The sequence below is a fragment of the Priestia sp. SRI_019 genome (genome assembly GCF_057586255.1).
The window spans coordinates 1045026-1057287 of sequence record NZ_JBYCZN010000001.1; the positions used below are offsets into that span (position 1 = coordinate 1045026).

12 protein-coding genes and 1 riboswitch are annotated in these 12262 nt (G+C 38.7%); of the genes, 6 read left to right on the plus strand and 6 right to left on the minus strand.

Annotated elements, in window-relative coordinates; all coding sequences use genetic code 11:
- Positions 1-27 precede the first annotated feature (27 nt).
- Positions 28-131: riboswitch (purine riboswitch) on the plus strand.
- A 155-nt stretch (positions 132-286) separates the two neighbouring features.
- Positions 287-1165: a 5'-methylthioadenosine/S-adenosylhomocysteine nucleosidase gene (locus tag AC2YJL_RS05365; protein WP_195696168.1), complete on the plus strand. Its 879-nt coding sequence runs from the start codon at positions 287-289 to the stop codon at positions 1163-1165.
- Between the two features lie 73 nt (positions 1166-1238).
- Here the strand turns inward: AC2YJL_RS05365 and AC2YJL_RS05370 are convergent, their stop codons facing one another.
- A complete protein-coding gene (locus tag AC2YJL_RS05370; RefSeq protein WP_487374651.1) occupies positions 1239-2735 on the minus strand; it encodes a carboxypeptidase M32 in 1497 nt (498 codons plus the stop codon).
- A gap of 206 nt (positions 2736-2941) precedes the next feature.
- On the opposite strand from AC2YJL_RS05370, the gene AC2YJL_RS05375 reads away from it, so the two are divergent.
- A complete protein-coding gene (locus AC2YJL_RS05375) occupies positions 2942-4492 on the plus strand; it encodes an ABC transporter substrate-binding protein (protein WP_230933733.1) in 1551 nt (516 codons plus the stop codon).
- A gap of 166 nt (positions 4493-4658) precedes the next feature.
- Here the strand turns inward: AC2YJL_RS05375 and AC2YJL_RS05380 are convergent, their stop codons facing one another.
- A complete protein-coding gene (locus AC2YJL_RS05380; RefSeq protein ID WP_230933371.1) occupies positions 4659-5393 on the minus strand; it encodes a class I SAM-dependent DNA methyltransferase in 735 nt (244 codons plus the stop codon).
- Between the two features lie 156 nt (positions 5394-5549).
- Between AC2YJL_RS05380 and AC2YJL_RS05385 the strand changes: the two genes are divergently transcribed.
- Positions 5550-6899: a TcaA NTF2-like domain-containing protein gene (locus tag AC2YJL_RS05385; protein ID WP_195696171.1), complete on the plus strand. Its 1350-nt coding sequence runs from the start codon at positions 5550-5552 to the stop codon at positions 6897-6899.
- Between the two features lie 100 nt (positions 6900-6999).
- On the opposite strand, the gene AC2YJL_RS05390 is transcribed toward AC2YJL_RS05385, so the two are convergent.
- From AC2YJL_RS05390 to AC2YJL_RS05405, 4 genes are all read right to left on the minus strand, one after another.
- On the minus strand, positions 7000-7725 hold the full coding sequence (locus AC2YJL_RS05390) for a transition state regulator Abh (protein WP_230933370.1): 726 nt from the start codon (positions 7723-7725) through the stop codon (positions 7000-7002).
- 468 nt (positions 7726-8193) lie between these two features.
- Positions 8194-8349: a hypothetical protein gene (locus AC2YJL_RS05395; protein WP_014458731.1), complete on the minus strand. Its 156-nt coding sequence runs from the start codon at positions 8347-8349 to the stop codon at positions 8194-8196.
- A 144-nt stretch (positions 8350-8493) separates the two neighbouring features.
- Positions 8494-8694, minus strand: coding sequence for a hypothetical protein (locus AC2YJL_RS05400; RefSeq protein ID WP_142328714.1), 201 nt, complete (start codon positions 8692-8694; stop codon positions 8494-8496).
- A gap of 22 nt (positions 8695-8716) precedes the next feature.
- Entirely contained in the window at positions 8717-9235 is a 519-nt protein-coding gene (locus tag AC2YJL_RS05405; protein ID WP_487374652.1) for a ferritin, read from the minus strand.
- Between the two features lie 281 nt (positions 9236-9516).
- Between AC2YJL_RS05405 and pgaC the strand changes: the two genes are divergently transcribed.
- Genes pgaC through icaB form a run of 3 tightly spaced genes read left to right on the plus strand, consistent with a single transcriptional unit; the run spans position 9517 to position 12055 of the window.
- The gene (gene pgaC, locus AC2YJL_RS05410; RefSeq protein WP_098249058.1) at positions 9517-10773 is read left to right on the plus strand and encodes a poly-beta-1,6-N-acetyl-D-glucosamine synthase; all 1257 of its coding nucleotides are present in this window, start codon (positions 9517-9519) and stop codon (positions 10771-10773) included.
- On the plus strand, positions 10731-11192 hold the full coding sequence (gene pgaD / locus AC2YJL_RS05415; protein ID WP_098526172.1) for a poly-beta-1,6-N-acetyl-D-glucosamine biosynthesis protein PgaD: 462 nt from the start codon (positions 10731-10733) through the stop codon (positions 11190-11192). Before pgaC ends, pgaD begins: the two co-directional genes overlap by 43 nt.
- Positions 11189-12055, plus strand: a complete 867-nt coding sequence (icaB, locus tag AC2YJL_RS05420) for an intercellular adhesin biosynthesis polysaccharide N-deacetylase (protein WP_230933369.1) — start codon at positions 11189-11191, stop codon at positions 12053-12055. Before pgaD ends, icaB begins: the two co-directional genes overlap by 4 nt.
- Positions 12056-12262: the final 207 nt, after the last annotated feature.

Below are 12262 nucleotides of genomic sequence, written 5' to 3' on the forward strand. Positions count from 1 at the left end.
GAATAACCATTTTGTATTTGATACATTTAAAAAGTGAAAAATATTGCTCGTATATGCTTGGAAATATGGTCTGAGTGTCTCTACCTGGTTCCCATTCAAAGAACTGGACTACGGGTTAAAGTGTAAAAATGTTCGGTTTATCAGTATATAAATGTTATTCCGTGCTTAACTTCTTATACTTTGACTCTAAAAAGCTTAGAAAATCAAAAGTGTTCTAGGTTTTTTCTTTTGTCCAATCATCGAGTGTATGAAACAGCAAAACGAAATGGAGTGAAAGTAATAATCTATGAAAAACAAGGTGTTAAAATCAGGAATTTTATTGGGGATTAGTATGATTCTATTACTATCTGTACTTGCCGGGTGTAATTCAGCTTCAAAAAAGGAAGCCGGAGATAAACAGAAGCAGAAGCCTATTATTGTTCAAGGGCCGATGCCGATAGAAGCGCAGAAATTCGCTAAAAAATTAGAAAATGTAAAAGAAGAAAAGTCAGGGAATTTTGTTTTTTACAAAGGAACTGTTGATAATTATCCAGTCATCGTAGTTAAAACGGGAAAAGGAATGGAAAACACGGCAGCTGCTACAGCGATAGCTATAGAAAAATACCATCCTAGAGCAATTATCAATCAAGGAACATCAGGCGGACATGATGAAAATCTGAACGTGTTTGATATTGTGTTAGGAAAGCGAACAACGAATATAGGCTCTTTAAAAACAGAAGATAAAAAAGAAGGCGAAGGAATGGACCCTGCTGCTTGGAAGCCCATGGATTTAATGGCTTCTGAAGGAAGTGCTGGAGAAGATCCTGATGCTGAAAAAGCTCGCTATTATGAAGGAGATAAGAAGTTACTGGCGGCTGCAAATGCAGTAAAAGATACATATAAAAAAGGAAAAGTGGTTGAAGGAACGATAGGATCAGCGGACACGTGGAATAACGAAGTGGATCGAATTAAGTGGTTCCATACTAAGTACGGCACGTCTGTAGAAGAAATGGAAGGCGCGGCGGCAGCACAAATCGCAGGAAGCTATGACGTTCCATTCTTAGGTATCAGAGTGCTATCTAACAACAAAGTAAACGGTGGAAAATATAATCCAAACACAGCAGCAGCTTGCCAAGACTATGTTTATGAAGTAATTAAACATTATATTAGCACAAACGCTAAGTAAATCTTTCTTTAAAAAAGCATCAAAGCTTTTGTTTCTCTAACAAAAGGCTTTGATGCTTTTTTTGATGGCAAATTTAAAGTTTGTATAACCCTTCATATTTTTTCGTCAAATAATTAATTAACGGCTGAGCATCAATTCTACCTATAGAAAGGCTCGTTAAGATCTCTTTTGGCGTTTTTAGTTTTCCATACTGGTGGATATGCTGTTTTTGCCAGTCTGCTATAAGCGATAGATTTTGACTCGAAATGATTTCATCAAAGTCAGGATGGTCTTTGATTATGGATTCTCTTAGCTGAGCTGCATAAATAAAGCCTAGATTGTAGGAAGGGAAGTAGCCAAACGCTCCACCGTACCAGGGACCGTCCTGTAATACCCCGTCACGGTCTGTTTTTGGTTTGATTCCTAAGTACGCTTCATATTTTGCATTCCATGCGGAAGGAAGGTCCGAGACGCGAAGCTTGTCAGCGAATAAATCTCTTTCTAGCTCGTAGCGAATGATAATATGCAGCAGATAGGTAAGATCATCTGCTTGCAAACGAATGAGAGAAGGTGTGACTTCATTTAAAGCAAAGTAAAGAGTTTCAAATGAAATATCACCGTAGATCGCAGGTTCTAACTCTTTGAATAAGTGAGCGTGATTTCTCCAGAAGCCTTCGTGTTTTCCAATGATACGTTCCCAAAAAAGAGACTGAGATTCATGCAGTCCCATAGACGTGTACGCGCCTAACCCTGTGTCAAGCAAGTCAGAGCTAATTTGCTGGTTATAGATAGAATGTCCGCCTTCATGTAAAAACATAAAAGCTGCCAGTTTTACATTGTGTTCGTCGTATCTTACTGCAAGCCGTGCGTCTTGCGAGTGAATGCCTGCACTGAACGGGTGGGTCGTGATACCGATTTGGCCAGACTTAAAGTTATAGCCAATAGCAGTGAGAAGGTGTTTTCCGAGCTTCTGCTGATTTTCGATTGAAAACGGCTTGCTGATAAATGATGTATCATGTGTAACCGAAGAGCGTTTAATTTTTGTCAGCAAAGGAAGAATAGCATCTTTAATTTGTTGAAAAAGCGAATCGATGGTTTCATTAGAAACGTCGGGCTCATATTCTTCTAAAAGCTGTTCGTAAGGAGCGAGGTGAGGATTACGGTAATCCGCAAATCTTTTATGCGTATGAATCAGCTGCTGCAGGTTGTCTTCGACAAGCTTAAATTCATTTTGCTCTCTAGCCTGTGACCAAAGAGCATGAGTAGAAGCTTTTAAAACGGAAAATTGATGATAGTCTTCCAGTGGTACAGCGGAAAGTTTTTGATAGATGTTCCAATAGTGCTGTACTTGTTTTTGCTGTAGTTGATTTAGATTGTGTTCTTGAAGATGCTGCAATTCTTTTGCGAAGGCTGGATCTGTTTGCAGCAGGTAAAGCTCTTTTGAAAGCGTGCCTTGAATGGTTGCATGCTGCTTTTGGCTATTAAGAGGAGCGGATGTTTTTGCGTCCCATGATAGAAGAGATAAAGCTTGCTTGTAGTGTTCAATCGTTGCAATATGTTCTTTAGTATGAAGACGGATGGCAGAGTTCATAATATCCTCCTTTAGATAAAATACTTTACTTATAAACATACTAAGAATTAAGAATTGAAACAAGATAAATTGAATCAGTAATTGCAAAGAAACAGTTTAATTTTGCTAATTTCACAAACAAATGGAAAGGTGGTAGGATGGTTTATATTCCTACTAACCTTACGAAAATAGTAGGTTTTCAAAAAGCGATTTTAACTATTGGGGGAATGACGTTGAAAAAGGTTAAGTTGAAATGGTTATTATTTATTGTGATTGCTTTATTTGCTGCCGGGTGCAGTAATAATCAAGCAAGCTCAGAGAATAAAAGTACCAGTGCCGCTCGAAAAGACGGAGGTACGCTAAACATTGCGTTTCAAAGCGAGCCAACAACTTTAGATCCTCAGATTACTGGGAATTCTTCGGTTAAAGATGCGGCGCGAAATATTTACGAAGGACTTGTTATTTTTGATAGTAAAGGTAATGTAGAGCCTGATTTAGCAGAAAAAATTGATATCAGCGATGATAAAAAAGTCTACACGTTTCAGCTGCGAAAAGGCGTAAAGTTTCATAATGGAAAAGAAATGACAGCAGACGATGTAGAAGCTTCGATTAACCGCTGGATTAAGCTGTCTTCACTTGGCAAAACAAACTTTGTTGGTGCACAAGTCAAAAAAACGGGAGACTACACGGTTGAGCTTCATTTGAACACACCGAATGTGAATACGCTGGCCCTGCTAGCAGACCCGATTCCGGCGGCCGCTATTTTTCCAAAAGAAATCATCGAAAAAGCACCTGCTGAAGGAGCTACTGAGTTCGTTGGCACAGGTCCATTTAAAGTGAAAGAATGGAAGAAGAATCAATATATCACGTTAGAAAGATTTAAAGATTATTCTTCGAAAGGACGCAAAATCAAAAAGACTCCTCACGTAGATGAAACTAAAATTAGCTTTTTAAGCGATGAATCTACTAGAATTTCAGGCATTACAGCCGGACAGTTTGACATTGCATTAGGTATTTCAAGCGACAATGCAGCTCAAATTGAAAGTACGCAAAATGTTAAAAACAAGCTGGCTCCAGGCGGATTTATTGGTTTATTTTATAACACGCAAGAAGGGTTCTTTAGCAATTTAAATGCTAGAAAAGCTGTAAATGCCGCTATTAATGCAAAAGATATTTTATCAAGTTCATATGGCGATTCCGATTATTATGAACTGACTTCATCGATTGTGAATAAAAAATTTCCGAACTATTACAGTGAAGCAGGAAAAGAAGAGTACAATCAGCATGATGAAAAGAAAGCAAAAAGCTATTTAAAAAAGGCTGGATACAGCGGGCAGGAACTGCGTCTTTTAACGTCACGTGATTATCAAGATCAGTACAATACGGCTGTTATTGTACAGCAAGAGCTTGAAAAAATCGGTGTGAAAGTAAAGCTGGAAGTGTATGACTGGGCAACTTTTACTGATAAAGTAAATGATCCTAAAGCATGGGATATTTATCCCGTAGACTGGGCGGCGCGTTCAACCATTTTCCAAGGCTTTTGGACGTCAGGAGGAGCTCCGGTTGAAAAGTCAACGAAATACTTAGATAAAATCAAAGCCGCTGCTTCTGTAGAAGATGCACGACCAGCTATTGATGCTACGCAAAAATACGTATGGGATGAGCTTCCGTTTACGTTAATTGGCCATAAAGTCAATATTAACGCCGTGTCTACACAAGTAAAAGGCTATGATTTTAACTTAGGCCCTGTATTTTATAACGTGAGCGTGACTAAATAACATACGCTAAGTTTAAACAAAAAACGGTTTTATACGAAGAAAGTTAGGAAAGAATCTGGGACAAAAGTAGTTTAGTTGAAGGGAAATCCGAACGATGAATTGAGATTCTTGATAGGGAATCCAACGCGTTCGGATTTTTTTATAGTTAGGGTGAACGAAGTTTCATTTATCTGTTCTTCACGCCGCTCATCAGTAAAAACAACGGAATACGCATTCGACGCTCGTAAGTTTCAGCGCTGTCGAAACGTTCTTTTTGAGGACATGCTTCTTTTAAATTTGTAACGGTGAATCCGCTTTGCTGCATCAAAGAAAAGTACTCTTCAAGCGTGCGATGATACTTTTGAACGTATCCGCCCATCCAGTGCTGCTGACGAAATCCCATTGAGAAGTAGTTATCCACCGTCCAGTTTGTGCGCAAAGCAGAAGGCTGCAAAGTGGAAGTAATGACTGGATGTTCCGCAGAAAAAATAAATCTTCCTTCAGGTTTGAGTGCTTGATTCACTTTAATGAAAATGGAGGCTAAGTCTTCCACGTAGTGGAGGGACAGTCTTGCAGTAACCAAATCGTATTCTGTGCGTGGTGGAGTATAATGCTCCATCGATTCATGAAGCACTCTTGCATTTGGATAGTTTGAAAGCTGTTGCTGAGCCGCGTTTATCATATTAATAGAGCCGTCTACTCCCGTATAAGAGAAACACCCTTTTGCAAGAAGCTCCGCGCCAAATCCAGCGTTTCCGCACCCTAAGTCTAAAACGTTTGCATGTGCAACATCACCTAGAAGCTGTAAAATAGCCGGTTTTTCAATCGTATCGTTGGCATTTTCTTTTTGCTGCCGGCGTTTTGTATAGGCCAAAAACGTCTCGTCATTATCGTAAAATTCAGCTCCTGTTGAGATCTTCAACTAAATCAGCCTCCTCTATGCAAAGTATCTTATTATAATCACATATTCAAATTATTTACAATTATTTTGATAGATATGGAAATAGTGTTTTATTTTAGTATAATTGTAGTGTTAATAAATCGTTCTGTGTAACTAGAGAAGAAAAGAGGAGAAGTCATGAAACGTTCCACTATAAGCGTCAGTGTGATTAGTATTCTGCTGTTGGTTAGTTTACTTATAAGCGGCTGTCAGCAAAATGAGGTATCTTCCCGCGACGAAAAAGAAAGCATCACTTCAAGTGTTCAACATCCTGAACAAAAAGAAAGCGCTATTCACTCATCGGAGCAAAATGATGATAAGGAAAAGGGCAACCATCAAAAGTCAAGCACTCCTTCAACAAGTACTACAGCTTCTGCTAAAGATGAAATCAACGTATCCACCCCTACAAAACAAACGGCTAATGTATTAATCAAGTCATATTTGCAAGGTTTAATAAAAGGAATTAACAACGGTTCTTTTAAAGAAGTAAACAGCTATCTGGTGAAAGGAAGTTCTCTTTATAAAGATCAGCAGTCTTTAATTAGTCATTTACATGGCAAAGGAATTCAAGAAAGAGTAGTAGATTATGAAGTGGTTGACTTTAAAAAAGCAGGCTCTGCTTATGATATCCAAACTCATGAAGTGATTATGATTGTTCAGCCTAATGGTTCAGAAACGATAAAGGAGTATGATTGGGTATATTCAGCCGTATGGTCGGGCGATCAATTACGCTTAAAGGATATCTCTAATGCAGGGAACACTGCTTCAATCAAAGCATCAGCACCATCGACGCAAAACAGCGGAAACTATGACGGAGAATGGTCAAGAGATATTCATCATCAAGAAGCAGGATTAACTATCACTAATTCAACAAGCGGCTCTTTTGATTTTACACTAGGTGCAGTATACGGTGCGAATGCAGGAGGAATAGAAGGAAAAGCAGAGGTGGAAGGAAATAAAGCGATTTATAAAGACACGGAAGAAGCTACGGAATGCATACTAAACTTCACGTTAAATCAAAAAGAAATCAAAATTGATGCTACTGCAGGCTGTTCCTATTACGGCGGGTTAAATGTTTCTTTTGACGGCACGTATAAAAAAGGAAAGATCACAGAACATACGAAGACCTTATCAGAACTCGATATCCTTCCAAGTGAACAGGATGAAAATGTGAAAAAACTTGTAGGAAATGACTACGAAACGCTTGTTGATAACTTTCAAATCGTCCATGAAGAAAAAGATTTAGACGACTTAGGAGCGACAGCGCTATCAGGTGGAGTAACCGGTTTGTATACGCTTATGGAAGGGATCATTGAGTATGATAAGCAAGGTTATTATTATGTAGCGTTAATTGTTGACAGTGACAAAGTAAAATTCTATACGAATAATCCCGCATATCGAGATCGTATCACACTCACAGTAAAAGAGTGGATGAGCCGTTTTAGCGATTATCCAGTAGAGACAATATATAAAGAAATAAAAAGATAAGTCTAAAAGCTAAGAGTTGAGTATAGAAAGAGTCAGTCTATGCATAACTCTTAGCTTTTGCTTTGAAGTCGTAGGAAACCATTTGTTTTTGGCGTCGTTCTTATTTCAGTAATTTTTCAACAATTGCTGCGTCTATTTGCTGAGATAATACGCTGCTAATCTCTTTTTCATTCTCCACTTTTTCTAGAATGAGCTGCTTATTACCTGTCTTGATTTTTAACATTTTACCTGAGTGGATGGAGAAATCATCTCGCAGCTTTTTAGGAATAGTAAGTCGAAAACGGTCATCAATTTTTCGAGATTGAGCCGTAAATGTTAAAGTCGTTTTCTTACCAAAATTCATTTCATATTTTTGAATCACAATGTTATTTTCTTTGTTAATAAAAAATTGAACCTCCATGTTTGCATCCAATTCGACGGACGTTAAAAGTTCAGAAGTGAGCTGAATCTGCCGGCCGGTTAATGTTGCATAATAAGGAGGAGACACCGCAGGTTTTTGTGAAAGCGCTATCGATTTTTCGTCTCTTTTTTTCATAACAATTTGCTGTTCTACCACGTATAGTTCTACATAATCAAAGGGCTTAAGTTCATAGTCATCTCGCAGGGATCTTGGAATGACTATTCTACCCATATGGTCAATTGTTCGAATGAAGATATGAGAAGGAACCGGGACATTTTCATCATGATGATCGATAATAATCCAATCATCACAGCTCCGTAAAAAAACTTTGTCGTTCGTCTCGAGTTTTGTTAGTTGCATAAACAAAGAAGGAAGCGATACTCTTCCCATTTCGTCAATTATACACTCTTCTTTTTTTGTACGCATCTTGCTACTTAATCCTTTCTAAAAACATTTTAGATGGGGTATGTTACTTAAACTACACAGCATTTATTTCTTTGTCAAATGAAGCAAATGAGTATTTATTCATTCTACAGATTGAGAAATACAGGAAGTTTGACCTCATTCATTAGATGCACAGCTGTCCCGTGTAAATGGTCATCATCTGTAGAACACAGTTAATCTGTTAATTAGAAAAGCATAGAATAAAAGCGTTTTTCTTTCTTTTGATTTTATTGTCAGAAACAAAGGTTTAAAAAGGAGCTTCCTTCCTTTTCTAAAGAGTAGGTTTTTTATTAACAAAATCCAGCCGGATTTACGCTGAATGATGAATAGATTTATGCATATTAAGTCGAGAAAAAAATTTCAAGCGGAGCTTTTTTACTTGTTTTGAAGAGCAGTTATAGTTGAAGAATAAAGAAAAAAGCTCAAAGCAATGAGCTTTGAACAAATTTTTTATCGTTTTTCAACCAGCAGTAAGATGAAGGTAGCAAGCGGTCCTAAAGCAAGAGATAATAAGAACCAGTTCAGACCCGTTCGATTTTTACCTTGCGCTAATCCGGCATTAATTAAAGCCAGCGTTCCCCATCCTACAACGTATTGATTATCCATATGACACCCCGCTAATAATTGTTTCTTTATTTGATTAACAAAACCTATATTAGCATAAATATCCATATTTTTGATTAGGATTCCTGAATTAGGGTAGAGAAACGGTGAATTTCTTCAAGAAGCAAAATTCTTATTTTCCTCAACTTAGTGAAGGTAGTAGTGAATAAGAGAAGGGTGCACGTAGTAGACGTGAACATATTGAGGCCGATGATAGTGAAGCTGATGCATATATTGATTCATAAGCCTTTGAATGGCGTCATACACATTGGGCGGATAGCCATAATAGCCGTGATGAATACCAACTCGAAACAAGGAAACGGGCGTCGTGTTATTGGCTCTGCACATTGTTCTACACTCTTCTGCGCTTTTAACCTTGCGCAGCTGCTCCACCCGCTGGTGCAGCTTTTCGCTGTCCTAGTTCTTGATCGAGTATGAAAATAGCTGCAGGGTTATTTTGGGCGATTTTTAGACGGTCTACAATCGTTTGAGCTTGGGCTTCTTCGTCGACTTGCTCTCGTAAAAAGTCCTGCACGATGACTAATGTTTGAGGGTCATTCGCTTGGCTTATAAATTGAAACGCTTGACGATAAGAATTCGTGACGAACTTCTCATGCTCCAATACTTTTTGAAACGTTTCTAACGGTGACCCAAACTCACTTGGCTGAGCAGGCAAAGAGTTTAATTCTACCGTTCCGCCGCGGTCAACTAAGTAGTCAATAAGTTTTAGCATATGAATGCGTTCTTCTTCAGACTGCAGACGCAGCCAGCTGCCCATTCCTTTATAGTTTAATCGATTCATATAGTTAGACATAGCTAGGTATAAAGTCGAAGAGACGTGTTCAAGTTGAATTAAGTTATTGAGCAGTTTTTGAATTTGTTCGTTCATAGTTGTTATTCCTCCTTAGGGAAAAGGGTTCTTTCGTATACTATCTGCAATCATCACGCTTTTAATCTACAAAGATACTATATGTCACTTCTTTAAGTAGGTAACTTGCCCATCTTTTATTGGTGCTTCTTGCTTACATTTAAGGGTTGTATAATATAGGAATAAAAGTAGTTTAAAAGTATCTTTTTTTAGATGGTTAAAATTACTATGTTCTATTTAACCAATTTAGTGATAAAATTGTCACTCTGTGCAATTTTAATTGGTGTGAAGGAGTCAGAAAAATGAATATGCAACACGTATTAATACCTGGATTTGAAAAGCTTGCGAGCTTTGTTTTCTGGTATCCATTTATTATGTCTTTATTTTGGATTGCAGGCACGCTTATTTACATACGCTATCGCGACCGAGATCCTAAAGTTGATTTTTCAACAATTGACTGGCCGTTAGTGAGCTTTTTAGTGCCTTGCTATAACGAAGAAGAGACGATTGAAGAAACGCTTAAGCACCTTTTGGCGTTAGATTATCCGTCTAAAGAAATCATCCTTATTAACGATGGCAGTACGGATGGAACAGCTGCTATTTTAAAGGAAATCAGCAGAAATCACCCTGAAGTTCGTGTAATTCAGCTTTATGAAAATAAAGGAAAAGCCAACGCGTTACATTTAGGTGCGCACGCATCTAAAGCTGAGTTTTTAATCTGCTTAGATTCCGACGCTATTTTAGATCAAGACGCTCCGTATTATCTAATCCATCATTTTCTTCATAAAGGGGAACGGCTGGGAGCCGTTACCGGAAATCCGCGCATTCGAAACCGTAATACGCTGCTGAGTCGCATTCAGCTAGTTGAGTATTCTTCTATTATCGGTTCTATTAAACGAACACAGCGAATTTTAGGAAAAGTAATGACGGTCTCAGGTGTAGTAGTGGCTTTTCGAAAGAAAGCACTTGTGGACGTCGGACTGTGGGATCGTGACATGATTACGGAAGATATCGCCGTGAGCTGGAAGCTGCAGCAGCGCTTTTGGGATATCCGCTATGAACCGCGCGCATTGTGCTGGATGCTTGTGCCCGAAACCCTAAAAGGAATTTGGAAGCAGCGAGTACGCTGGGCTCAAGGCGGACAAGAGGTAATGCTTCGCCACTGGAAAGTGTTATTAAAATGGAAGCAGCGCAGAATTTGGATTGTATACTTAGAGCAGTGGATCAGTACCCTTTGGTCATTCGCATGGCTGTTTGTGACTATCATGCTGCTTGTTACGGCGAGCAGCCCTCAAGACATGCTGTTTTGGTTTACGTTTACTTCATTTTCCCTTGTATTTATGAGCTTAATTCAGCTGTTTATTGCGCTGAAAATTGATTCAAAATACGACAACGTGAAGCGGTATTACGTATGGGCTGCATGGTACCCAGCGCTTTACTGGATTGTGAATACGATTGTGGTAGTGGGCGCATTTCCTCGTGCTATCAGATCTAGAGTGAAAGGAGGCTATGCTACATGGAGCAGTCCAGACCGCGGCTTAACGAAGAGCAAATCATGATTCAAGCCAAACAGCCTCTTGCCCGATTAGTGATAAGCATCATTATTTCATCTGTTTTTTGGCTGTATTGTGCCATTGTTCTTTGGTTTTTCCTTTCAGCTGTTATCGGCGTAAATGACCGTTACAGCGGGGTATTAAAAATTGCGTTCAAAACGACGAACGGCGAAATTCGAACATTTTTAGTAATTGGACTCGCTATTTTTTGCTTCTTTTTCCTGGCTCTGTTTTTATGGAGATCCTACAACAAAAAGAGATTTGGAAGCTTAAACCGACGAAAAGAGCCGGCGTATACGAGTATTAAAGATTTAGAGCGTCTTGAGCTTTTATCCAAGGATCAAATTCAAGAGCTTCAGCGTGCACAGTACATCGAGTTTGATGTTAATCCGTTAAAACATACTGAAGAGAGGAAGCACGCATGAAGAAATATGTATTCTTTCTTTTGATTGCGGCATCGGTAGTTGGTTTTGTTTTCTTTAAAGTAGTGAACTGGGAAGACAAGGCGAAAGCAACAACGACCGTGGAGCCAGCGCTTGAGACGAACGGATGCTTAGGCTTAAATTATCATCGCGTGCGCAAGCATAATTGGTTTAACCGAATTGTCAGCTCAGTTACAAAGTCTGACGAACTAACAGAGTACAGCGTCTACAGCAATGATTTTGAACATCAGTTAAAAAAGCTGAAGGAACTTGACGCTACGTTTGTTACGCCAAAAGATATTGAAACGTATCAGCAAAAAGGCACGTTTCCAAAACGCTGCGTTTGGATTTCATTTGATGATATTGACCGTACCGTGTATCAAAACGCGTTTCCAATTTTGAAAAAGGAAAACATTCCGTTTACGCTATATGTAATCGCAGGACAAGTGGGAGAAGAGGACTTTCAAAATTTAAACATGGCTTCGTGGAGTCAGCTAAAAGAAATGAAAGACAGCGGCCTTGCGACAATCGGTTCGCATACATATGATATGCACCGTTTAGAAGAAGACAAGCCTTTATTTCTGACGCCTGCTAAATACAGCGCGTTTGCTGAAGATTTACGAAAAAGCAAAGAAACGATTAAGCAACATTTAGGAGTAGACCCCGTTTACTTTGCATATCCATACGGCAATACAAATGATGACGTAGCTAAGATTGTGAAAGATGCTGGTTTTCACCAAGCAGCTATCCTAGCGCCGCATCTTATTACAAAAGATAACGATCCGTATTATCTGAATCGAATTGTTGTATACAACAAAACCTTTCAAAACCTTATTCTTCCTTGGCTGACGCGTACAAGCTCGTAAGAAGAAAGTGGGAAAAGCCTCTGTTTAAAGCAGAGGCTTTTTTCTTTTTACTATCGAAAGGTATGTCAATTACGTGAAGAAAGTACACTTTCATTTCTATAAAAATCATTTTAATGGTACCATAGAAAAGTTGTGATAAAAGATATGGATAAACGAAACTATCTATCAATTTTTTTACGAACTTCTTGTAAGAAGTTTGTGAAGGTG

Coding starts and splice junctions, on each gene's coding strand:
- AC2YJL_RS05395 (WP_014458731.1), bottom strand. CDS start 8,349: ATGGATAATCAATACGTTGTAGGATGGGGAACGCTGGCTTTAATTAAT.
- AC2YJL_RS05385 (WP_195696171.1), top strand. CDS start 5,550: ATGAAACGTTCCACTATAAGCGTCAGTGTGATTAGTATTCTGCTGTTG.
- pgaC (WP_098249058.1), top strand. CDS start 9,517: ATGAATATGCAACACGTATTAATACCTGGATTTGAAAAGCTTGCGAGC.
- icaB (WP_230933369.1), top strand. CDS start 11,189: ATGAAGAAATATGTATTCTTTCTTTTGATTGCGGCATCGGTAGTTGGT.
- AC2YJL_RS05405 (WP_487374652.1), bottom strand. CDS start 9,235: ATGAACGAACAAATTCAAAAACTGCTCAATAACTTAATTCAACTTGAA.
- AC2YJL_RS05370 (WP_487374651.1), bottom strand. CDS start 2,735: ATGAACTCTGCCATCCGTCTTCATACTAAAGAACATATTGCAACGATT.
- AC2YJL_RS05390 (WP_230933370.1), bottom strand. CDS start 7,725: ATGCGTACAAAAAAAGAAGAGTGTATAATTGACGAAATGGGAAGAGTA.
- AC2YJL_RS05375 (WP_230933733.1), top strand. CDS start 2,942: ATGACGTTGAAAAAGGTTAAGTTGAAATGGTTATTATTTATTGTGATT.
- AC2YJL_RS05400 (WP_142328714.1), bottom strand. CDS start 8,694: ATGTGCAGAGCCAATAACACGACGCCCGTTTCCTTGTTTCGAGTTGGT.
- pgaD (WP_098526172.1), top strand. CDS start 10,731: ATGGAGCAGTCCAGACCGCGGCTTAACGAAGAGCAAATCATGATTCAA.
- AC2YJL_RS05365 (WP_195696168.1), top strand. CDS start 287: ATGAAAAACAAGGTGTTAAAATCAGGAATTTTATTGGGGATTAGTATG.